General features: G+C 70.5%; 20 protein-coding genes. 11 read left to right on the top strand and 9 right to left on the bottom strand.

Annotation, left to right across the window (positions count from 1 at the left end; all coding sequences use genetic code 11):
• Nucleotides 1-2181 (top strand): glycosyltransferase family 4 protein, encoded by a 2181-nt coding sequence (locus tag ASH02_RS18730; RefSeq protein ID WP_057295264.1) that lies wholly within the window; start codon nt 1-3, stop codon nt 2179-2181.
• Nucleotides 2182-2388: 207 nt separating this feature from the next.
• On the opposite strand, the gene ASH02_RS18725 is transcribed toward ASH02_RS18730, so the two are convergent.
• Nucleotides 2389-3135, bottom strand: coding sequence for a PIG-L deacetylase family protein (locus ASH02_RS18725; RefSeq protein WP_057295263.1), 747 nt, complete (start codon nt 3133-3135; stop codon nt 2389-2391).
• 76 nt (nt 3136-3211) lie between these two features.
• On the opposite strand from ASH02_RS18725, the gene ASH02_RS27120 reads away from it, so the two are divergent.
• Genes ASH02_RS27120 through ASH02_RS27110 form a run of 3 tightly spaced genes read left to right on the top strand, consistent with a single transcriptional unit; the run spans nt 3212 to nt 5482 of the window.
• A complete protein-coding gene (locus ASH02_RS27120) occupies nt 3212-3589 on the top strand; it encodes a hypothetical protein (RefSeq protein ID WP_056685759.1) in 378 nt (125 codons plus the stop codon).
• Nucleotides 3586-4740, top strand: a complete 1155-nt coding sequence (locus tag ASH02_RS27115) for a site-specific DNA-methyltransferase (protein WP_056685762.1) — start codon at nt 3586-3588, stop codon at nt 4738-4740. The genes ASH02_RS27120 and ASH02_RS27115 overlap by 4 nt, the downstream gene beginning before the upstream one ends.
• Before the next feature lie 55 nt (nt 4741-4795).
• Nucleotides 4796-5482, top strand: a complete 687-nt coding sequence (locus ASH02_RS27110; RefSeq protein WP_056685765.1) for an esterase/lipase family protein — start codon at nt 4796-4798, stop codon at nt 5480-5482.
• Between the two features lie 5 nt (nt 5483-5487).
• Here the strand turns inward: ASH02_RS27110 and ASH02_RS18705 are convergent, their stop codons facing one another.
• Together ASH02_RS18705 and ASH02_RS18700 are read right to left on the bottom strand one after the other, a co-directional pair.
• Nucleotides 5488-6897: a WS/DGAT/MGAT family O-acyltransferase gene (locus ASH02_RS18705; protein ID WP_082564010.1), complete on the bottom strand. Its 1410-nt coding sequence runs from the start codon at nt 6895-6897 to the stop codon at nt 5488-5490.
• 112 nt (nt 6898-7009) lie between these two features.
• Nucleotides 7010-7840 carry an isocitrate lyase/PEP mutase family protein gene (locus ASH02_RS18700; protein ID WP_056685768.1) on the bottom strand — a complete coding sequence of 277 codons (831 nt, stop codon included), beginning with the start codon at nt 7838-7840 and terminating at the stop codon, nt 7010-7012.
• A gap of 138 nt (nt 7841-7978) precedes the next feature.
• On the opposite strand from ASH02_RS18700, the gene ASH02_RS18695 reads away from it, so the two are divergent.
• From ASH02_RS18695 to ASH02_RS18675, 5 genes are all read left to right on the top strand, one after another.
• The gene (locus ASH02_RS18695; RefSeq protein ID WP_056892019.1) at nt 7979-9193 is read left to right on the top strand and encodes an FAD-dependent monooxygenase; all 1215 of its coding nucleotides are present in this window, start codon (nt 7979-7981) and stop codon (nt 9191-9193) included.
• A 109-nt stretch (nt 9194-9302) separates the two neighbouring features.
• On the top strand, nt 9303-9944 hold the full coding sequence (locus tag ASH02_RS18690; protein ID WP_056685775.1) for an HNH endonuclease family protein: 642 nt from the start codon (nt 9303-9305) through the stop codon (nt 9942-9944).
• Nucleotides 9945-10088: 144 nt separating this feature from the next.
• Nucleotides 10089-10430, top strand: a complete 342-nt coding sequence (locus ASH02_RS18685; protein ID WP_200950134.1) for a hypothetical protein — start codon at nt 10089-10091, stop codon at nt 10428-10430.
• 25 nt (nt 10431-10455) lie between these two features.
• Nucleotides 10456-11556 carry an FUSC family protein gene (locus ASH02_RS18680; protein ID WP_056685778.1) on the top strand — a complete coding sequence of 367 codons (1101 nt, stop codon included), beginning with the start codon at nt 10456-10458 and terminating at the stop codon, nt 11554-11556.
• Nucleotides 11557-11558: 2 nt separating this feature from the next.
• Nucleotides 11559-12596 (top strand): DNA polymerase IV, encoded by a 1038-nt coding sequence (locus tag ASH02_RS18675; protein ID WP_056892020.1) that lies wholly within the window; start codon nt 11559-11561, stop codon nt 12594-12596.
• Nucleotides 12597-12672: 76 nt separating this feature from the next.
• On the opposite strand, the gene ASH02_RS18670 is transcribed toward ASH02_RS18675, so the two are convergent.
• Nucleotides 12673-13806, bottom strand: coding sequence for a glutamate--cysteine ligase (locus tag ASH02_RS18670; protein WP_056685784.1), 1134 nt, complete (start codon nt 13804-13806; stop codon nt 12673-12675).
• A gap of 45 nt (nt 13807-13851) precedes the next feature.
• Between ASH02_RS18670 and ASH02_RS18665 the strand changes: the two genes are divergently transcribed.
• Nucleotides 13852-15162, top strand: coding sequence for a threonine/serine ThrE exporter family protein (locus tag ASH02_RS18665; RefSeq protein WP_056686099.1), 1311 nt, complete (start codon nt 13852-13854; stop codon nt 15160-15162).
• Nucleotides 15163-15255: 93 nt separating this feature from the next.
• Here ASH02_RS18665 and ASH02_RS18660 read toward each other — a convergent pair whose 3' ends face one another.
• The 3 genes from ASH02_RS18660 to ASH02_RS18650 form a co-directional block, all read right to left on the bottom strand.
• Nucleotides 15256-15819, bottom strand: a complete 564-nt coding sequence (locus tag ASH02_RS18660; protein ID WP_057295262.1) for a DUF402 domain-containing protein — start codon at nt 15817-15819, stop codon at nt 15256-15258.
• An 80-nt stretch (nt 15820-15899) separates the two neighbouring features.
• A complete protein-coding gene (locus ASH02_RS18655; RefSeq protein ID WP_057295261.1) occupies nt 15900-16733 on the bottom strand; it encodes an SDR family NAD(P)-dependent oxidoreductase in 834 nt (277 codons plus the stop codon).
• A complete protein-coding gene (locus ASH02_RS18650) occupies nt 16730-18232 on the bottom strand; it encodes a flavin-containing monooxygenase (RefSeq protein ID WP_057295260.1) in 1503 nt (500 codons plus the stop codon). The genes ASH02_RS18655 and ASH02_RS18650 overlap by 4 nt, the downstream gene beginning before the upstream one ends.
• 74 nt (nt 18233-18306) lie before the next feature.
• Between ASH02_RS18650 and ASH02_RS18645 the strand changes: the two genes are divergently transcribed.
• On the top strand, nt 18307-18906 hold the full coding sequence (locus ASH02_RS18645) for a TetR/AcrR family transcriptional regulator (RefSeq protein WP_057295259.1): 600 nt from the start codon (nt 18307-18309) through the stop codon (nt 18904-18906).
• Here ASH02_RS18645 and ASH02_RS18640 read toward each other — a convergent pair.
• Together ASH02_RS18640 and ASH02_RS18635 are read right to left on the bottom strand one after the other, a co-directional pair.
• The gene (locus ASH02_RS18640; protein ID WP_057295258.1) at nt 18833-20077 is read right to left on the bottom strand and encodes a bifunctional glycosyltransferase family 2/GtrA family protein; all 1245 of its coding nucleotides are present in this window, start codon (nt 20075-20077) and stop codon (nt 18833-18835) included. The genes ASH02_RS18645 and ASH02_RS18640 overlap by 74 nt on opposite strands.
• Nucleotides 20074-22032 carry an ArnT family glycosyltransferase gene (locus ASH02_RS18635; RefSeq protein WP_057295257.1) on the bottom strand — a complete coding sequence of 653 codons (1959 nt, stop codon included), beginning with the start codon at nt 22030-22032 and terminating at the stop codon, nt 20074-20076. Before ASH02_RS18635 ends, ASH02_RS18640 begins: the two co-directional genes overlap by 4 nt.
• Nucleotides 22033-22049 lie beyond the last annotated feature (17 nt).

The following is a 22049-nucleotide window of genomic DNA, read 5'->3' as shown; positions in this document are numbered from 1 at the left end:
ATGTCCGTGACTCCGTTCGTCCAGATGAGGGGCCGCGCCAGGCGCGCGCTCCGCACCCGGGGCGCCACCGCGCTGGGCAAGCTGCCGGCCGCCCCGGGCCGCGCCGGCCAGCTCGTGGGCCGGGCCCGCGTCGCCGAGGCCAGGCGGGTGTTCAAGGCCGGTGGTGACGCCGAGGCGGTGGTCGCGCCACTCCTCGACGCCGACGCCGACACCGACTCGAGGGTCCGTGGCCGGGCGTGGGCGCTGGTCGCGGAGGCCAGGTCCGCCGCCGGACAGCACGGCTCCGCCCTGGAGGCGGCCCGTACGGCGGCCGCGCTGGACGACGACGTCGAGACCTCGTTGATCCATCGACGCCTGGCGCAGTCCACCTCTCCGGACGAGGCGGCGACGGCCCTGGCCCGCGCGTTGGGCCAACGGCCGCGGAACCGCGCGCAGATCGCCCTGGTGGTGGAGGCGCTCCGCTCCGCAGATCGTGAGTCGGTCGAGGCTTGGCGCACCCACCTGGCACGCTGGGGCATCGACGGTCTCGACGAGCGGCTGGCCGAGGTGGAGGCCGAGATCGCGCTGGTGGGGGCCGACCCGCTCGACCCGGTGCTCGCCCACTGGTGGGAACAGTTGCGCCGGCCCACGCCCGCCGTGGCACGCGCCCTCGACCGGCGGCGCGACTGGGACCGCCTGGCCGCCCAGGTGAGCGCGCACCCGCCGGCCGCGGACGACGTACCGGCGTTGATGAAGGAGGCCGCCCTCGAGCTGCGCAAGGCCGCCGCGCGGGCGCTGACCGCCGGCTACACCTCCGCCGCCGAGACGCTGGTCAACCACTCGCTCGCGCTGCGCCCCGACGACCTCTGGGCGCGCGACACCTGGTCCAACGCCACCGACCAGCTGCGGGTCGTGCGTGAGGGCTGGACGCCGACGCCGCGCGGGGAGCTGCGCCTCGACGCCGCCCCGCGGCACGTGCTGTCGGTGCTGGCCCAGTCGTTGCCGCACCTCTCCGGCGGCTACGCGACCCGCACCCACGGCGTCCTCACCGGTCTGGTCGCCGACGGGTGGTCGGTCGAGGCGGTGACCCGCCCGGGCTTTCCCTACGACCGCTGGTCCAAGCACGACACCCGCGTCGTGCCGCCGGTCGACGAGGTCGACGGCATCCGCTACCACCGGGTGCTCACCGACGCCCGCGTCTACCGGCAGTACCCGCTGACGTCGTACGTCGGCAAGTACGCCGCCGCGATCGAAGCCCATGCGCGGCGTCATCGTGCCTCGTTGATCCACGCGTCGTCGTTCCACGTCAACGGGCTGGCCGCGCAGCAGGCGGCGGCGCGGCTCGGGCTGCCGTTCGTCTACGAGATGCGGGGGCTCGAGGAGCTGATGAAGGTCTCGCGCGACCCCGCCTTCGAGTCCTCGGACCGCCACCGGTTCACCGCGGGTCTCGAGACCACGATCTGCCACGCCGCCGACCGGGTCTTCGTGATCACCGAAGCCCTGCGTGCGTTGATGATCGAGCGTGGGGTCGACGCGGAGAAGCTGGTCGTGCTGCCCAACGGCGTGCACACCGACCAGTTCACGCCCCGGCCACGCGACGCCGACCTGGCCGCCTCGTTGGGGCTGACCGGCAAGACCGTCATCGGCTACGCCGGCGGGCTGGTCGACTACGAGGGGCTCGACCTGCTGCTCGAGGCGGTGGCGCTGCTCAAGGAGCGCGCGGGCTCATCGGGTCCGGACTTCCACCTGGTCGTCGTCGGCGACGGTCACTTCGAGTCGCAGCTGCACGCGCTCTCGACCTCGCTCGGTCTCGATGACGTGGTCACCTTCACCGGACGCGTGCCCCACGACCAGGTGGCGTCGTACCTCTCGCTCTTCGACATCACGCCGTTCCCGCGGCTGCCGCTGCCGGTGTGTGAGGCGATCTCGCCGATCAAGCCGTTCGAGTCGATGGCGATGGGCAAGGCCGTGGTGACCTCGTCGGTGGCCGCGCTGACCGAGATCGTCGACGACGGCCGCACCGGACTGGTCTTCGACAAGGGGTGCGCGCGTTCCCTGGCGGACACGCTCGAACGGCTCCTCGAGTCGCCGGCGCTGCGGGACCGCCTCGGTGGTGCGGCTCGTGAATGGGTGCTGGAGAACCGCGACTGGCGCCACGTCACGTCCATCGTCGACGCCACCTACCGCACCCTCCTCGCCTGAACCTTCCCGATACTCCCTGACGTTCGGGCCCTCAAGTCTCGATACTCCCTGACGTTCCGGCCCTTGAAACTTCCGTCCCAGGGGGCCGAAACGTCAGGGAGTATCCCGACAGAGGGGCCGAAACGTCAGGGAGTATCCCCACGGAAGGGCCGAAACGTCAGGGAGTATCCCCACGGAAGGGCCGAAACGTCAGGGAGTATCGGTGGGTCAGTCGCCCCAGCCCATGGGGAAGACCTCGAAGGGGGCGGCGAAGGTGACGCCCATGCGGGTGCCGGTGGCCCGCCCGAAGCCCTCGAGCATCTCGGCCGGGTCGAAGTTCTCCCAGCCCAGGCCGTCGATGTAGGCGCCATGTGCGCGCAGCGAGTCGACGCCCGCCTCGAACGTGGCGGTGGTGTCGACGCCGTGCTCGGCCAGAGGTGAGCCCGCCGCCCAGACCTCGCGTACGCCGCCCCACGGCTCGAGTCCGTCGGTCAGCTGCTCGGCGAAGATCCACCGGTTGCCCGCGTCGCGTACGGCGTCCAGCACGGCACGTCCGACGGCGATGTGGTCGGCCTGGTTGAGGTTCCGGCCGCCGAACGTGTCGTGGAAGTTGCCGGTGACCACGATCTCCGGACGATGCCGCCGCACCACCTCGGCGAGCACCCGCCGCAACGCGACGCCGTACTCGATGACGCCGTCCTGGAGGCCGAGGAACTCCACCTCGTCGACGCCGACGATGCGCGCCGACTCGACCTGCTCGGCCTCACGGACGCTGCGGCACTCGTCGGGGTGCAGGCCGTCGATGCCGGCCTCGCCGCTGGTCACCATGCAGTAGACGACCTGCTTCCCCTGGCCGGTCCATCGGGCCACCGCCGCGGCCGCACAGAACTCCATGTCGTCGGGGTGCGCCACGATGCACAGCGCACGCTCCCAGGTCTCGTCCAGGGGGCTCAGGGAAGGGGGTGCGTCACTCATGTCCCCAGACTGGCACGCGGACGCCCGCCGCGGGAGACCCCGTTAGGGTTGCCCCAGTCGAGCAGAGGGGATTCCGATGGGCAAGAAGGCCAAGACCGCTGTCGTCGTGATCGGCGCCGGCGTGAAGGTCGCCGTCAAGTACGGCCCGCAGGCCAAGATCGCCTGGGACAACGGCGGCAGGAAGGCCGCGGCCTCGGCCACGAAACGCGCCCGCAGCCTCACCGCACGACGCAAGGCGCTGGCCCATGCCGCCACGGTGGTCGACGGCTCGATCCTCAAGGTGGCGCCGTCGGGCACCACGTCGTACGTCGTGTTCACCGGCGACCAGCCGATCGCGACGTACCCGCCGTCGGAGCTGCCGTTCGAGGTGCTGCTGGCGCACACCGACCTCGCCAAGCGGATCCACCCGGAGCCGAAGCCGGCCCGTCGGGTGCTGCCGCGAGGACGGCGTTGACCAACGTCTTCGTCGAGGGCGACAACCTCGACGTGCTGCCCACTCTCGAGCCGGGCAGCATCGACGTGGTCTACATCGATCCGCCGTACAACACCGGCAACGACTTCGCCTACAACGACCGCCACGGCACCGGCCGCGACCGGCACCGCGCCTGGACCGACATGATGCGGCCGCGCCTCGAGGCCGCGCGCGACCTGCTCTCCGACGGCGGCGCGATCTTCGTCTCCATCGACGACAACGAGGTCGCCCACCTGCGCCTGCTCATGGACGAGGTGTACGACGAACGCAACTTCATCGCCCAGATCGTGGTGAACCTCAACCCCAAGGGCAGGCAGCTCGGCAACTTCTTCGCCACCTCCCACGAGTACCTGCTGGTCTACGCCCGCGACGTCGACGCGTGTGTGCTCGACGCGACCTCGACGCACCACGTCGACCCGGCCGACTTCCCCCAGGAGGCCGTCGACGGCCGCCGGTTCCGGCACCTCCCGTTGCGCAACACCAACAAGAAGTTCAACCCGGCGACCGCGCGCACGCTGCACTTCCCGTTGTGGGGCTCGCCGGTGACCGGCGAGGTGGCGACCGCGCCGTTCGAGGGAGCCGTCGAGGTGCTGCCGGTGTTCGGCGACGGCACCCCGGCGGTCTGGCGCTGGTCGGTGCCGCGCATCGAGGCCCGCCCCGACGACCTGGTGTGTCGCGAGATCCGCGGCCGGCTGGGGGAGCGGGTCGACATCTTCCAGCGCGACTGGCTGCACGACGGTCGGCGCAAGAAGCTGAAGACGATCTGGCTGGCCGAGGAGGTCGGCTCGACCGACACCGCGGTGGCCGAGCTGAAGGCGATCGTGGGCCACGTCTTCGAGTCGCCGAAGCCGACCGGGCTGGTCCGCCGGATCCTGGAGTGCTTCCCCGACGACGCGGTCGTGCTCGACTTCTTCGCCGGCAGCGGTACGACGGGGCACGCCACGGCGCTGGCCAACGCCGACGACGGCGGCAGCCGCACGTGCATCTCGATCAACTCGCCCGAGCCCACTCGGCCCGGGTCCAACGCGCAGCTGGCCGGACTCGAGACGGTCAGCGCGATCACCGAGGCGAGGCTGCGGGCCGTCGCCGAGACGCTCGGCGGCGGACTCGACGTACGCCGACCCTTGTCGTAGTGACTGCCGTCACACTAGGTTCGGCGACGGCTCACTCACTCATCTCGGAGGTCCCATGCGTCGGATCGCTCTTGCCGTCATCGCCACCCTCGCCCTGTTCCTGACAGTGCTCGGACCGACCGCCTCGCAGGCGGCGCCACGCTCGACGGCAACGGCGGCCGGGCACGACCCCGTCATCTTCGTCCACGGCTGGAGCGGCGCCTCGTGGAACTGGGACTACTACGTCGGCCGCTTCGAGGCCGACGGCTGGTCGGCCGACGAGCTCTACGCCTGGGACTACGACTTCACGCAGTCCAACGTGACCACGGCTGGCCAGCTGCGCGCGTACGTCGACGAGGTGTTGGCCCGCACCGGCGCGTCGAAGGTCGACATCGTCACCCACTCGATGGGCGGGCTGTCCTCGCGCTACTACCTGAAGAACCTCGGCGGCACCGCCAAGGTCGACGACTGGGTGAGCATCGGCGGCCCCAACCACGGCACGAACTTCGCGTGGGGTTGCTGGACCACGTCCTGCGGAGACATGCGACCGGGATCGACGTTCCTCACCGCGCTCAACTCCGGGGACGAGACGCCCGGCTCGATGAACTACCGGACCTTCTGGTCGCCGTGCGACGAGATCATCAACCCCGACACGTCGGTGATCCTCAGCGGCGCGACCAACACCCAGACCGGCTGCGTGGGTCACCTGGGCCTGTTGGCCGACGGATCGACGTACACCGGGGTGGCGAACGCCGTCCGCTGACCGGCCTACTGGACGCCGGCGGCCTTCTCGAGCGCGGACAGCTCGTTGTCGAGGTGCGTCAGCAGCCGCTGCAGGTGCGGCACGGTCCGGCGGCACCCGGTGAGCCCGAAGCCCATCTGGCCGTCGTACGACGTGCAGGTGATGTTGAGCGCCATGCCGTGGATCGGGATGGACAGCGGGTACATGCCGACGAGCTTGGCGCCGTTGAAGTACTGCGTCGTCCGCGGGCCGGGCACGTTGGAGATGATCAGGTTGAACGGCGGCCGGATCACGCCCTGCATGCGCAGCATCGGGGTGAGCATCGCCGGGGCCATTCCGATCGCGGACATCGCCAGGATCTGCATCGGGCTCATCGACGACAGCGCGCGCTTGCCCTCGAGCATCGACTTGTGGATGCTGCGGAGGCGGTCGGCGGGATCGGCCAGGTCGGTGCCGAGCTTGACCATCACGGTGCCGATCGCGTTGCCGCCCTCGGCCGAGGCGACCTGTGCCTGCTTGGCGTTCAGGCCCACCGGCACCATCGAGACCAGCGTGGTGTCGGGCAGCGCGTCGAGCTCGACGAGATAGGCGCGCACCGCCCCGCTGCACATGGCGAGGACGACGTCGTTGATCGTGGTGCCGGTCGCCTTGCCGATCGCCCGCATGCGCTCGATCGGCCAGTCCTGGGCGGCGAAACGGCGTGACCCGGTGATGGTCTGGTTGAAGATCGTGCGCGGGGCGTAGAGAGACACCGCCGACGTCTCGTTGCGCACGCCGCTGTTGAGGGTGCGCAGCAGGGCTCTCGGGAGGCCCGCTGCCTCGGCGCTCATCCCGAGCGCGCTACGCAGTGCCTTCATGGGTACGACGGCGAGGTTGCGCTCCGCCTCGGCAGCCGTCTGCACGGCCTTGGGCGGGCGGGGCCGTTGGGCCCACGGGGCCGGCATGTCGCGCTTGTCGGGGTCGCCGGACAGCACGCTCTGCGTCAGGCGCATTGCCGAGACGCCGTCGACCAGCGAGTGGTGGATCTTGGTGTAGAGACCGACGCGCCCGTCCTTGAGGCCCTCGATGACGTGGGCCTCCCACAGCGGGCGCTCGTGGGCCAGGCGGGTGCTGTGCAGGCGCGAGCAGAGGTCGAGGAGCTCACGCACGCGCCCGGGCTGGGGGAGCGCGCTGTGGCGCACGTGGTGCTCGATGTCGAAGAGCTCGTCCTCCGCCCAGACGTACTGGCCGGCCGTGGCCAGGGACCTGCGGGGGTGCTTGAGGAACAGGGGTGCGATCGCCTCCGGGGAGCGCATCTGCTCGTAGAGGTCCTTGATGTAGTCGGGGCCGGCGCCCTCCGGCTTCTCGAACAGCTGCAGCCCGCCGACGTGCATGGGCATGTTGCGGTTCTCCGCCACGAGGAAGGCGGTCGAAGTCGGGTCAATCGGCGTGGCCACTTCTGTGTACCTCTGCTTTCTCCCGGACTGCACCGGAAGTTCGATCCTTGCGTGAGCGGAACTGCTTGTCGAGGGCATCGACAACGTGCCAACGCAGCGGCGGGGCCGCGGGTTACGTGTGACGTCCCGCTCGCCCCGGTCTCGGGGCCGAGAGCAGCCCCTCGACGTCGGGCAGCTGGGTGAACCCGGTGAACGTTCCGTCGTCCTTGATCTCCTGCGCGGCGTCCAGGAATCCTCGCCACGCGGCGCGGGCCAGGGTGCCGCCGACACTGATCCGGCGTACGCCGAGTGCGGCTGCCTCGGTGACGCTCAGGAACGGCGCGTTGATCAGCAGGTTCACCGGCTTGGGGGACACCGCCGCGAGCACCGCCGCCACCTCGGCGACGGTGGTGATGCGGGGTGCGTAGAGGCAGTCGGCACCGGCCGCGGAGTAGGCCTCGAGCCGGCGGACCGTCTCGTCGATGTCGGGGCGGCCGACCACGAACCCCTCGGACCGCGCGGTGAGCAGCACGCCGGTGCCGCTGTCGTCGATGGCGGCTCGTGCGGCCCGCACCCGCTCCACCGAGAGGTCGAACTCGTGCAGCGGGTCTGACTGGTCCCCGGTCGAGTCCTCGATCGAGAGGCCGGCGATGCCGGTGGCAGCGGCGAGCAGCACATGGTCGTGGACGCCTTGCGGGTCCACCGCGAACCCGCCCTGGAAGTCGGCGTTGACGGGCACGTCCACGGAGTCCGCGATCATGCGCAGGTGTTCGAGGGACGCCTCGAGCCCGACCTGGTTGTCGCCCACGCCCGTGGTCCAGGCGAAGCCGGCGCTGGTCGTGGCGAGTGCCTCGAAGCCCATCTCCTCGAGGACCCGGGCACTGCCGGCGTCCCACGGGTTCGGCATCACGAAACAGCCCGAGGCGTGCAGGCGATGGAACCTCTTCACTCGCTCGTGGGGCATCCGCGGGACTCCTCGCTGACGGGGAATTTCCAGCGTACGCCGGTCGCGTCCCGCCGCGCCCGGCCCTGCGTTCCGGGCGGCGGAAAATACCTTGGACGCCCCCGGGGCCGGGTCTATCGTCGCGTCGAGGAGGGTCAGATGGTGAGCACGGCGAACGGGCGGGTACTGATCTCGGGGGCCAGCATCGCCGGCCCGGCGCTGGCCCACTGGTTGCACCGGTCCGGGTACGACGTCACGGTCGTCGAGCTCGCCCCCGACGTACGACCGGGTGGTCAGGCCGTCGACCTGCGCGGCGCCGGCCGGACCGTGATCGAGCGGATGGGCCTGCTCGACCGGGCTCGCGAGCTCTCGCTCGACCAGCGCGGCATCGAATGGGTCGACGCCGAGGGCAAGGTCACCGTCAGGATGCCGGCCGACGCCTTCGGTGGGGAGGGCCTCATCTCCGAGGTCGAGATCCTCCGGGGCGACCTCGTCCACCTGCTCTTCGAGGCCACCTCGCCCCACGTGGACTACCGGTTCGGCGACTCGATCGAGGCGATGGACGATCGCGACGACGCCGTCCACGTCCGGTTCCGGTCCGGCACCGAGGAGTCGTTCGGGCTGGTCGTCGGAGCCGACGGACTGCACTCGAGGGTGCGCCGACTGGCCTTCGGCGACGACTCGGGCACCGTCGTGCCGCTGGGTTGCTACACGGCCTGGTTCACCGCGCCGGGCATCCCCGAGCTCGACGGGTGGTACCAGATGCACAACGCACCCGGTGGCCGCGTCGCGTCGGTCCGGCCGGGCCGCGATGCCGTCGAGTCGAAGGCGTCGCTGAGCTTCCGGTCGGCCCCGTTGCCGTGGCAGCGGCTCGACCTCGCCGACCAGCGTCGCGAGCTGGGGGACCGTTTCGGTGACCTCGAGGGTCGGGTGCGCCTACTGGTCGAGGCGTCGCAGGAGGCTCCCGACCTCGCCTTCAGCCCACTCGGCCAGGTGCGGATGCCGCACTGGACGCGCGGACGGACCGCCTTGGTCGGGGATGCCGGCTACTGCCCCACACCCCTGACCGGCCTCGGCACCAGCCTGGCCCTGGTCGGCGGCTACCTGCTGGCCGCAGAGCTGGCCGCGGCCGGCGGCGACCATGCCCGCGCGTTCCGTCAGTACGAGTCGCGGCTGCGCCCCTATGCGGACGCCTGCCAGCAGCTGCCTCCCGGGGGAGTCCGCAGCTTCGCGCCGATGACCCGCACCGGAATCCGTCTCCAGGCCGCCTCGATGCGGTCGATGCTGCGTTGGCCGATGCGCGGGATCATGGAACGCCAGGCCGGCAAGGCAGCGGACATCGACCTTCCCGACTTCGAGCAGCAGCAACCGTGACGAGGCAGCTGCCCGGTCCGGGCCGAGGTCCGGGGGCAGGGGGTTCCGGCGCGGACCGATTCGGTGTTGTCTGGAGGTCGACCACGCATCTCACTCGGGAGACGTCCTCATGCTGCCTCGCCTTGCCACCGTCCTCACCTTCACCGCACTGCTGATCGGCCTGCCGGTCACGGCGTACGCCGACGACTACTCGGCACCACTGCAGACCGCCGTCTCGGACCTGCCCGTCGCCACCGAGGTCCGCACCGGCTACGACCGGTCGAAGTTCAACCACTGGATCGACGCCGACGGCGACGGCTGCAACACCCGCAACGAGGTGCTCCTCGCGGAGGCCGACGACCCGCCCACCCGCACCGGCACGTGCACGCTGAGCGGTGGGCGTTGGTACAGCTACTACGACCGGGTCTCCTGGTACGCCCCGTCCGACATCGACATCGACCACATGGTGCCGTTGGCCGAGGCCTGGGACTCCGGCGCCCGCACGTGGAGTGCGGCCGAGCGCGAGGGCTATGCCAACGACCTCGGCGACTCGCGGTCGTTGGTCGGTGTCACCGACAACGTCAACCAGGCCAAGGGCGACCAGGACGTGCGGGAGTGGCTGCCGACGTACGACAAGTGCCGCTACCTGCGGGAGTTCGTGGCGGTCAAGCACCGGTGGCGGCTGAGCGTCGACAGCGGCGAGAAGTCGGCGATGACCACGCTCGCCGGCACCTGCACCAACACCACGATCACGGTGACGCTGGCTCGCTGATCCGGGCCGCTGATCGTGCACAGGTGAGTTCGCGTACCGGTTCTCCACAGGTCGGCCCGCGCCCGGCTCCGGGTGGCGCTGGTCGTCCCTAGCGTCTCGTGGTGAAGGGCCGGAGCAGCCGGCCCGTGACCCACGGAGACCTGCATGACACGAACCTTCCACCTGCTCGCCCTGACGCTCGGCATCGGGTGCGGCCTGCTGATGGGCCTGACCGTCGGCGCCGGACACGCCGAGACCCGGGCGCCCGCCGCCTGGGAGCCCCCGGCGCACACCATCGTGGCCGTCGAGGGCGACAAGGCCAACGGCTTCGGCATCCACTACTACGACGGCAGCTCGATCTACCCGCCGACCGACTCCGAGGCCCTCGCCGAGTGCGGTGAGTACGACACCCGCGTGGCCCGCGTGCGATGCCGCACCGAGGTGCGCATCTGGTACCGCGACCTCGGCCAGCTCAAGCTCGCCCTGCGGTATGCCCACCACCCCTAGGGGCGGCATCTGACACGATCAGCGCATGGAGGTCCACCCGCTCGATCGCGCCTGGCAACGCGGTCGCACGTCGGCCCGGACCCGCCTGCGCCGGTTGCGGACCAAGTCGTTCGCGATCGCGCAGTGCTCGATCGCGGCCGGCGTCGCCTGGTTCCTGGCCAGCGACGTGTTCGGGCACCCCACGCCGTTCTTCGCACCGATCGCTGCCCTGGTCTGCCTGGGCACGTCGTTCGGGCAGCGCCTGCGGCGCGTGGTCGAGGTGTGCATCGGTGTCGCTGTCGGGGTGCTGATCGCCGACCTGCTGGTCTATGCCGTGGGCACCGGCTGGTGGCAGCTCACCTTCATCGTCGCGCTGGCCATGTCGAGCGCCTTCCTGCTCGACGGTGGACCGTTGCTGGTCACCCAGGCGGGCGTGCAGTCGATCGTGGTGGCGACCCTGGTCCCGTCCTCGGGGCAGGCGCTCACCCGTTGGACCGACGCCCTGATCGGTGGTGCGGTGGCGCTGGTGGCGGCCACGGCGGTGCCGGCCGCGCCCTTGCGGCGGCCACGCGAGCAGGCTGCGGAGGTCGTGCACAAGATCGCGACACTGCTCCGCGCCGCCGCCGACGTGATGGTCGACGGCGAGGTGGAGCCGGCGCTCGACCTGCTCGCCGACGCCCGCGCCACCGACTACCTGATCCGTGAGCTCCAGGCGGCCGCCGACGAAGGGCTCTCGGTGGTGGCCAGCTCGCCGTTCCGGGTGCGGCACAAGGGCTCCGTCCGACGGATGGCCGACCTCGTCGAGCCCCTCGACCGGGCCCTGCGCAGCACCCGTGTGCTGGTCCGGCGTACGGCGGTGGCGGCGTACCGACGACGCCCCGTGCCCGCGTCGTACCCACTGCTGTGCCGCGACCTGGCCGATGCGTGCAAGGTCGTGGCTGGTGAGCTCTCCGCCAACCGGATGGCCGCCGACGCACAGGGCGCCCTGCTCGCCGTCGGCAAGGCGACCGGCACCGTCGAGCGCACCGACGACCTGTCCGTCGAGGTGGTGCTGGCCCAGATCCGGTCGGTGATCGCCGACCTGCTGGTGCTGACCGGCATGGGCACCCTGGAGTCGACCGACGCGCTGCCGCCGACGAAGCGCTGATCATGCGCTGGGTGCTGCACGTCGACATGGACCAGTTCCTGGCCGCCGTGGAGATCCTGCGCAACCCCGAGCTGGCCGGCAAGCCGGTCGTCGTCGGCGGCCGGGGCGACCCGACCGAGCGCGCGGTGGTGTCGACGGCGTCCTACGAGGCGCGGGCGTACGGCGTCCGTTCCGGTATGCCGTTGCGGGTGGCGCGGCGCAAGATCCCCGACGCGGTGTTCCTGCCGGTCGACTTCCCGGTCTACGAGGCTGCCTCCGAGCGGGTGATGCAGGCGCTGCGCGAGACGCCCGGCGCCGTGGTGCAGGTGCTCGGCTGGGACGAGGCCTTCGTCGGCATCGAGACCGAGGATGTCCTGGCCACCGCCCACGACCTCCAGGCCCGCGTGCTGGCGGCCACCGAGCTGCACTGCTCCGTGGGCATGGGCGACACGCTGATCAGGGCGAAGAACGCCACCGACTTCGGCAAGCCACGGGGCACCTTCCGGCTGACCCGCGACAACTGGCTCGAGGTGCTCGGCGACCATCCGACCAAGGACCTCTGGGGCGTCGGACCACGCACCTCCGCACGGCTGGCCGACCTGGGCATCACCACGGTGCGTGAGCTCGCCGCGGCACCGGTCGACGTGCTGACCGCGGAGTTCGGGCCCAACACCGGCGTGCACGTGCACCGGCTCGGCACCGGCGCCGGGAGCGCCGTGGTCGACGACACCCCGTGGGTGCCGCGGGCCCACGGCCGCGAGACCACGTACCAGCAGGACCTCACCACCCCCGACGAGATCGCCGCGGCGGTCCACGCGCTGGCCGTCCAGGTCGTCGCCGACATCCGTCGTGAGGGCCGACCCTGCCAACGCGTGCACCTGAAGGTGCGGTTCGTGCCGTTCTTCACGTTCACCAAGGTGCGCAAGCTCGCCGAGCCGACGTACGACGTGGACGTCATCGCCCGCACCGCCCTCGACCTGCTCGCCGCACTGGAGGACGACCGGGCGATCCGGTTGCTCGGCGTACGCGCCGAGATGGTCCCTCCCGAAGGCGGCTACTGACGCGAACCGTGGATTGTTGATGCGCGAGCCGTGGGTTCTTGCGCCGCGAACCGTGGATTCTTGCGGTGGTGCGCGCTCAGGGATGCAGTGAGGCCCGGAGCTCGCCGACCACCGAGTCGACCACCGCGACCAGGTCGCCCCCGGTGTCGGCGGCGACCGCGCGCTGGCGCTGGTACGACGCACCGCGCCGCGGGATCTCCGCGACGGACCGCAGCTCGTCCTCGCAGCCGAGGCGCTTGGACACCGGTGTGAGGCGATCGAGCAGGTCGTCGAGGTCGTCGGTGATCAGGCGTTCGTTGGACGCCGCGTCGAGGATGATGATCGCGTCGAGGCCGTACCGGGCGGCCCGCCACTTGTTCTCCTGCACGTGCCACGGCGGCATCACCGGAAGCCTCTCCCCGGCGGCCAACCGGGTGTCGAGGTCGACGACGAGGCAGTGCATCAGGGCGACCAGTGCGGCCATCTCGTCGATCGTCGAGACGCCGTCGCAGACCCGGTTCTCGAGCGTGCCGAGCCGTGGCACCGGCCGGACGTCCCACCGGATCTCGGACAGCTCGTCGATCACCCCGGTGGTCAGTTGGTCCTGGGCGAAGACCTCGAACTCCGGCCACGTCTCGAACTGGAAGGGCAGTCCGGCGGTCGGCAGCTGCTGGAACATCAGCGCCCGGTTGGACGCGTAGCCGGTGTCGGTGCCCGCCCAGACGGGGGAGGAGGCCGAGAGCGCCTGCAGGTGGGGGTACTGGTTGAGCAGCGCCGACATCACCGGCAGCACCCTGTCGCGTTCGGGCAGACCGACGTGCACGTGCACGCCCCAGATGAGCATCTGCCGGCCCCACCACTGGGTGCGGTTGATCAGCTCCTCGTAGCGGTGCCCCTCGGTCAGCTGCTGGGCCGACCAGTTCGCGAACGGGTGCGTGCCGGCGCCGAACAGGTCGACGCCCAGCTCGTCGGCCACCGGCAGTACGACGTCCAAGGTGCTGCGCAGGTCGGCCATCGCCTCGTCGACCGTCGTGCAGATGCCGGTGACGACCTCGACCGTGTTGCGCAGCAGCTCCTTGTGCAACTTGCGCGCGTCGGCGAGCTCGGGACCCACCGCGGTGAAGAGGTCCGCGGCGGAGTTGACGAGATCGCGGGAGGTCTTGTCGACGAGCGCGAACTCCCACTCGACGCCGAGTGTGGGCCGGGGTGAGCCGTGGAAGTCGATGTGCACGACTCAAGCGAACCACAGTCCGACCCCCGTGAAAGCATGTCGACCATGGCGGAGCCACGCGAGATCGCTCTCACTGTCGACCTGAGCCTGCGCATCGGCGAGATGTTGCTCTCCAACGGCGCGGGTGCGGCCGACGTCACCGCCACCATGCAGTCAGTGGCCTACCACCTGGGCCTGCGCAACCCGATCGTCGACGTGACCTTCACCAGCCTGTCGATGAGCTACCAGCCCGAGCCCGGCGACGTACCCCTGGTGATGATGCGGCAGGTCAAGCAACGCGACATCGACTACGAGGACCTCACCCGCATCGACCACCTGGTGCGTGACCTGCTGGCCGACCGCATCGACCTGGTCGAGGCCCGAGCGACGGTTGCCCGGATCAGCTCGTCGGGCCACGCACGGCATCGTTGGGCGGTGACCGCGGGCACCGGTGTGATGTCGGCCGGCGTCGGCATGATGCTCGGCGGCAACACACTGGTGGTGCTGATCGCCTTCATCGCCGCGGTCCTCATCGACCGCACCCAGATGCTCCTGTCGCGCCAGCGGCTGCCGACGTTCTACCTCCAGGTGGCCGGTGGGGCCGTCGCGACCCTGCTCGCGCTGGCGGCAGCCGCCGCGGAGCTCGACGTCGACCCGTCGGTCGTGGTGACCGCCAACATCATCATGCTGCTCTCCGGCATCGGCTTCATGGGCGGACTCCAGGACGCACTCTCCGGCTTCTACGTCACGAGCAACGCCCGGATGACCGAGGCGTTGCTCTCCACCGCCGGCATCATCGCGGGGGTCAGTGGCGGCCTGGCGCTGGGTGACGTGGTCGGCGTCGACATCGGACGCCTCGAGCCCGGTCGCGGCGGCCTCACCACTCTCGCGACGATGTCCGTCGGGGCAGCCGTCGCAGCTGCGGCCTTCGCGTTCAGTGCCTATTCGCCCAAGCGCATCCTCGCCCCGATCGGCCTCATCGCCGGCGTCGCGCTCGCGATCACCTATGGCATCGAGGGTGCCGGCTTCGGGCGCACGTGGTCGGTGGCGGCGGCCGCCCTGTTCATCGGTCTCGTCAGCTACTCGGTCTCGGGTCGGGTCAAGGTGCCACCGCTGGTCGTGGTGGTCTCGGCGATCGTGCCGCTGCTGCCCGGCCTCTCGATCTACCGCGGACTCTCACTGATGGCCGAGGGCGGCGAGACCTCGCGGGGACTGGTGGCGATCATCACCGCGGCCTCGGTGGCGATCGCCCTGGCCTCCGGCGTGATCCTGGGCGAATACATCGCCCAGCCGCTCAAGCGTGAGGCCCGCAAGCTCGAGGGTCGTCTCTCCGGCCCGCGCCTGGTCGGTCCCTTCCGCGCCCGCAGCAAGCGCTGACCTGTCGCCAGTTCGTGCCGACCTGTCGTGAGTTCTTGCTGACCCGTCGTCAGTTCGGTGGCCAACCAGAATTCACGACGGGTCGATCCGAACTCACGACAGGCCGTCCAACATGGCCCGCCAGGCTGCGGCGGTCGGGCCGTCGTACGGCGCCACCTGCCCGAGCACTGCGGCGTGTACGGCGGCACAGTTGGCCAGCGCCAGCTCGATGACCTCGTCGGGATAGCCCAGTGCCACCCGGTGCTCGGCGAACTCGTCCTCGTCGTCGATCCACGTGCGACCGCTGAACGCCCGCACCACGTCGAGGTCGAGGTCGACCGAGCGGACCGTCGTACCGTCCCAGACCGGCTGGGTGGCGATGTCGACGTACACCTCGACCGGGAAGGCGGGCTCGAACCCGGCGCCGGTGCCGTCGGCGCGACGTGCGTGGAACGTCGCGAACCAACCGCTCTGCGAGAGATCGCCGGTGGTCGGGGCAAGGCAGACCTGGTCGACGGCCGACAGCATCTCGACGCCCGGCCGGGCCATGCGGGTGCCGGCCGGGACGCCCAGCCAGTCACCGTGCTCGTCGCGACCGAGGTAGTGCGCTCGGTAGGCCCAGTGCGGACGGTCGCGCCACTTGGTCATCGCGACATCGACCGGGTCCCCGAACTCCATCCGCCATTCCTAGCACGCACGACGTCCTGCGTTCCGGCTGTCGGAGCAACCGGAACGCAGGACGTCGTGAAGATCGAGCGTTACTTCTTGGCGGGGATCACGCGCTTCGACGTCAGCGCCACGATGTCCTGGTAGCGCGACCCGGTGACCTTGGCGAAGTGGTGCAGGAGGTGCGCGTCGATGCCGACGAGCTGGCGCGCCTTCCCCTTCATGCCCGCGGCGAGGATGATCGCGGCGGCCTTGTCGGCCGGCATCCGGGCCAGCTTCTCCTCGAAGAGGCGGTCGATCGTGCTGCCGTCCTGGCCGGCGGTCTTGCGACCGTTGCGCGAGATGCCGGTCTTGATCCCTCCGGGGTGGATGCAGGTCACCGTGACCGGGTGCTTGTTGACCAGCATCTCCTCGCGCAGTGCCTCGGTGAAGCCGCGGACGGCGTACTTGGTCGCGTTGTACGCCGACTGGCCGGGCATCGAGATCAGGCCGAACAGGCTGGAGATGTTGATCAGCGCGCCGTCGCCCGAGGCGATCAGGTGGGGGAGGAACTCCTTGGTGCCGTTGACGACGCCGTTGAAGTTGACCCCGACGATCCAGTCGAACTCCTCGTAGGTCATGTCCTCGAAGTCGCCGGTCATCGTGACGCCGGCGTTGTTGACCACGACGTTCACGACGCCGAACTGCTCGACGACGGCCGCGGCCCAGGTGGCCATCGCGGCGCGGTCGGACACGTCGACCACGTCGGAGCGCAGGTCGGTGGCGCCCTGCTCCTTCAGCAGCTGGACCGTGCCCTCGAGGCCGTCGGGGTTCCAGTCGGAGACGGCGACCCTGGCGCCCTTGCCGGCAGCCAGCAGCGCGAGCTCGCGGCCCATGCCGGACCCGGCCCCACTGATCACGACGACCTTGTTCTCGAGCGACTTCATGCGGACACCTTCTTCTTGGAGGGGGTGGGCGAGGAGGCGGTCACGTCGTACGACGCTACGTCGAACCGCGCGAGCAGTCGACGGAAGGTGAACGTGGTGCGTGGCCAGAGGGTGGTGTTGCGGCCTTCGTCGTCGAGGTACCAGCTGGCGCAGCCGCCGGTGTTCCACACCGTCTTCTTCAGGCGCCGCTGGAGGTCGTCGTTCCACTCGTCCTGCACGTCGGTGCGGGGCTCGACGCTGGCGTAGCCCTCGCGCTCCATCGTGCGGATCGCATCGCGGATGTAGGCGATCTGCGACTCGATGACGAACACCATGCTCGAGTGGCCGAGGCCGGTGTTGGGCCCGACGATCTGGAACAGGTTGGGGAAGCCGTGCACGGTGGTGCCCTTGTAGGCGACCATGCCGGTGTCGCGCCAGGTCTCGGCGAGCGTCGCGCCGGTGCGACCGGTGATGGCCTCGGCGATCGGCTGCTCGGTGGTGAAGAACCCGGTGGCCACGATGAGTACGTCGATGGGGCGCTCGACGCCGTCCGAGGTGACGACGGCGTCGCCGGTGATCTTGGAGATGCCGTCGGTGACCACCTCGACGTTGTCGGAGGCCAGGGCGGGGTAGTAGGTGTTGGAGATCAGGATGCGCTTGCAGCCGATCTCGTAGTCGGGCGTCACCTTGGCGCGCAGCTCGGGGTCCTTGATCCCGCGGGCGATGTTGGTGAGGGCCATCTGCTTCGCGGGCCAGGCCAGCTTGGGCTCGAGGGTGAAGCCGGGCACGTAGAGCTCGCGACCCCAGTAGATCGCCGTGCGGTAGGCCTTCTGCACGAGCGGCAGATGCCGGAAGGCGAGCTTCTCGAGGCCGGTGTAGCGCCGGTCGTTGCGCGGGATGACGTACGGCGCGGTGCGCTGGTAGACGTCGAGGTGGCCCACGACCTTCTGCAGCTCGGGGACGATCTGGATCGCCGAGGCGCCGGTGCCGATGACCGCGACGCGCTTGCCGGTCAGGTCGATGTCGTGGTTCCACTGGGCCGAGTGGAAGACCTCGCCCTGGAAGCCCTCGATGCCGTCGATGTCGGGGAGTCGGGGTTCGGAGAGGCCGCCGGCGCCGGAGATCAGGTTGGTCGCCGTGACCTCGCTGCCGTCGGAGAGCGTGACCTGCCACTGCTGGGCGTCGTCGTCCCACACGGCCTTCTCGACGGCGACCTCGAAGCGGAAGCGGTCGAGCACGCCGGACTCGTCGGCCACCCGCCGGATGTAGGCCTGGATCTCGGGCTGCGGCGAGAAGGACATCGACCAGTCGGGGTTGGGCGCGAACGAGTAGCTGTAGAGCTGGCTCGGTACGTCGCACGCGGCGCCGGGGTAGTCGTTGGCACGCCAGGTGCCGCCGACGTCGGAGCCCTTCTCGACGACGAGGAAGTCGGATTCGTTGTCCTCGTCGAGCTTGACGGCCATGCCGAGGCCGGCGAAGCCGGCGCCGACGACGAGGTGCTTGACGGTGGTCGTGGTCATGCCAAGTGACGGTACGCGGCTTACTGAACAACCGTCAATAGCCCTGTTGAAAAGAATTCAGTAGGGTGGGGCGCATGACCAGCACCCCGCGGATCCGGCTCAACCCGGAGACCCGCCGCGAGCAGCTGCTCGACCTCGGGGTCACCCTGCTCGCGACACGTTCGCTCGATGAGCTCTCGATCGAGATCCTCGCCGAGGAGGCCGGCATCTCGCGCGGGCTGCTCTACCACTACTTCGGCAACAAGCACGACTTCCACGAGGCCGTCGTACGCCGTGCCGCCGACGAGCTGATCGCCCAGACCGCGCCGCCGGGTGAAGGGGAGCCGCTCGAACGACTGTTGGCCTCGATGGCGGCCTACCTCGACTATGTCGTGGCCAACTACGAGGGCTACCTCTCGCTGGTCAAGGGTGCGGCCGCCGGCACCGCGTCGATCCGCGCGATCTACGACGAGGCGCGCAGGGCGCTGACCGACCGGCTCTTCGACGAGGACGCCGAGGGCATGATCCTGCCCGACACTCCCGCGACGCGTCTGATGGTGCACGCCTGGTCGGCCTTCGCCGAAGACGTGGCACTCACCTGGGCGGAGAACCCCGACGGGGTCAGTCGCGACGAGGTGCTCGAACTGCTGGCCGGTTCGCTGCCGGCCCTGGTCGAGGTCGTCCAGCAGTCCTGAGTCGCGGCGCGAACATCCACAGGCGCATCGCCAGGAAGCGCATCACGGTCACCACGAGGTTCGCGATCGTGAGTACGACGACCTCGGCGCGATGCGACGCGGTCGGCTCCACCGCCTCGAGCAGCCACAGCGACCCACTGGTCATCGCCAGCCCGACGCCGAACACCGCGAGCCCCTGGGCATGGTGCCGCAGGTGTCCGCCGCCGCTGACCGCGAACGTGAAGCGACGGTTGGCGGCCGTGTTGCCGATCGCGGTGACCAGCAGGGCCAGGGCGTTCGCCCAGAGCCCCGGCATCAGCTGCCGGAACAGCAGGTAGAGCACGGCGTACGCCGCGGTGCTGAGCACGCCCACGCAGGCGAACAGCGCGAGCTGGGTGCCCGGTCGACCCTGCGCGCGGGCCGTGCCGAGCTGGGCGCGCACCGCCTCCATCGGCAGTCGGCCGGTCGCCAGCGACCACGCCAACCGCCGGATGCCGCGCAGGTCGTCGAGCGCCGTGCGTACGACGTCCACGCGCGAGTCCGGGTCGTCGACCCAGTCGACCGGCACCTCGTGGATGCGCAGCCCCGAGCGCTCAGCCAGCACCAGCAGCTCGGTGTCGAAGAACCACGTGTCGTCCTCCACCAACGGCAGCAGCACCTCGGCGACGTCGCGCCGCAGAGCCTTGAAGCCGCACTGCGCGTCGCGGAACCGGGCCCGCAGCGTGGAGCGCAGGATCACGTTGTAGGAGCGGGAGACCAGCTCCCGCCGCGGCCCCCTTGTGACCCGTGCCCCGCGGGAGAGTCGGGAGCCGATCGCGACGTCGGAGTGCCCGCTGATCAACGGGGCCACCAGCGGCAGCACGGCGTTGAGGTCGGTCGAGAGGTCGACGTCCATGTAGGCGAGCACGTCGGCCTGCGACTCGCGCCAGACCTGCTTGAGCGCACGGCCGCGGCCCTTCTCGGCGAGCGTCACGACCCGCACGCCGTCGTAATCATGGGCGAGTCGGCGGGCCACCAGGGGAGTGGCGTCGGTGGAGGCGTTGTCGGCGATGGTGACCTGCCACGTCCACGGCAGCTCGGCCAGGTGGCGGGTCAGCATGGCGACGGCCCGGGGGAGGGCGACCTCCTCGTTGTGGACCGGGATCACCACCTCGAGCACGGGTGCCGGCTCGAGGGCTTCGACGGCACTCACGCGACGCCTTCGGAGAGGTCGTAGAGCGTGACCCCGTCGACGGTCTGCGCGGTGAAGTTCTCCTGCACCCACTGCGAGATCTCGGACGACGCGCCGGAACCGCGCATGCCACCGCCCATGCCGCCCATGCCTCCGCCGGCGATGTACCAGTGGACCTCGCCGTCGGCGACGTACTCCTGGAACCGCGCCAGTGTCGGGCTCGGGTCGCTGCCGTTGAAGCCGCCGATCGCCATCACCGGTTCCTCCGTGGCCAGCTGGTAGCCGGAGGCCGCGTTGGATCCGGACGCCGCGGCCACCCAGGTGAAGGCGTCGGAGTTCTGCAGCAGCAGCTCGGTCAGCGCGGTCGAGGGGTCGCTGCCGTTGAGCAGGCTGCCGGTGCCGGTGCCGGTGCCGGTGCCGCCCGGGCCACCCGCCCCGCCCGGGCGTGCGCCACCCATGCCGCCCATGCCAGCCATACCGCCCGTGCCGCTCGGCCCGGCGCTCGGGATCGAGCCGGTGTGCGGCGTCGCCGCGGTGGCGAGGGAGAACGCGAACGGCCCGGCGAGGACGGCGACCAGTGCACCGGCCGCGACCACGACGGCCACCCTTTGCGGGAGGATGCGTACGACGCCCAGCATCAGCGCGCAGGCCAGGCCGACGGTGACCACGACGTACTTCAACCAGGGGTGCCAGTCGCCGGCCCGGTCGAGCAGCACGAACGCCCAGGCGCTGGTGAGGGCGGTGACGAAGGCGAGGACCCCCGAGACGACGAGCGACTCGCGCTTCTGCCACAGCCCGTGCAGGGCGATGGCGACGACTGCCGCGACCGCCGGGGCCAGGGCGACCGTGTAGTAGGCGTGGAAGATGCCGGCCATGTAGCTGAACGTCAGCCAGGTGACCACGAGCCAGCCCATCCAGAGGGTGAGACCGGCCCGGGCCCGGCGTCCGGCGACTCCGTTCTTCCGGGAGAACCAGAGCCCGGCGATGCCCAGGACGAGCGCGGCCGGCAGCAGCCAGGAGGCCTGGCCGCCGATCTCGGAGTTGAACATCCGCCAGAAGCCGGTCTCTCCCCAGCCGTTGCCGCCGCCGACCGAACCGGTCTCGTCGCCGGTCAGCCGGCCGAAGCCGTTGTAGCCCAGGGTCAGCTCGAGGATCGAGTTGTCCTGCGAGCCGCCGATGTAGGGCCGCGACGACGCCGGCCAGAGCTCGACGACCGCGATCCACCAGCCGGCGGCGAGGATCATCGACCCGAGGGCGACCAGCAGGTGGCCGATGCGACGGCGCCACGGCACCACGGCGAAGAGCGCGTACGCCGCCGCAAGTGCCGGCAGCACCAGGAAGGCCTGCAGCATCTTGGTGAGGAAGGCGAGCCCGACCAGTGCCCCGCCGAGGGCCAACCACCGCATGGCGCGCGGTGATTCGAGGGCTCGGACGGTTGCGTGGACCGAGCCGATCAGCAGGAGCACGAGCATCGCGTCGGGGTTGTCGAAGCGGAACATCAGCACCGCCACCGGGGTCAACGCCAGGATCGCCCCGGCCAGCAGTCCGGCCCCCACCGATCCCGTCGTACGGCGCACGGTGGCGTGCAGCAGGGCCACGGAGCCGACGCCGATCAGCGCCTGGGGAACCAGCAGGCTCCACGACGACAGCCCGAAGATGCGGATGGAGAGTGCCATCGGCCACAGGGACAGGGGCGTCTTGTCGACGGTGATCGAGTTGGCGGCGTCGGAGGAGCCGAAGAAGAACGCCTTCCACGACTCCGAGCCGGCCTGCGCCGCGGCGGCGTAGAACGAGTTCGCCCACCCGGACTCCGACAGGCCCCACAGGTAGAGCACGGCCGTGCCGAGCAGCAACCCGGCCAGGGCCGCCCGCTCCCACACGGCTCGGGGGACGGCGCGGGGAGCGGGCGGTCCTGGCCTGGCTGGTGTCCCCGGGTCAGGTGGTCGTACGACGGGCAGCAGGGTCTGGGTGTCCATGCCGCAACATTCGGCGG

This window comes from Nocardioides sp. Soil796 (assembly GCF_001429525.1).
Classification (GTDB): domain Bacteria; phylum Actinomycetota; class Actinomycetes; order Propionibacteriales; family Nocardioidaceae; genus Nocardioides.
This window is presented reverse-complemented; position numbering and strand designations above follow the sequence as displayed.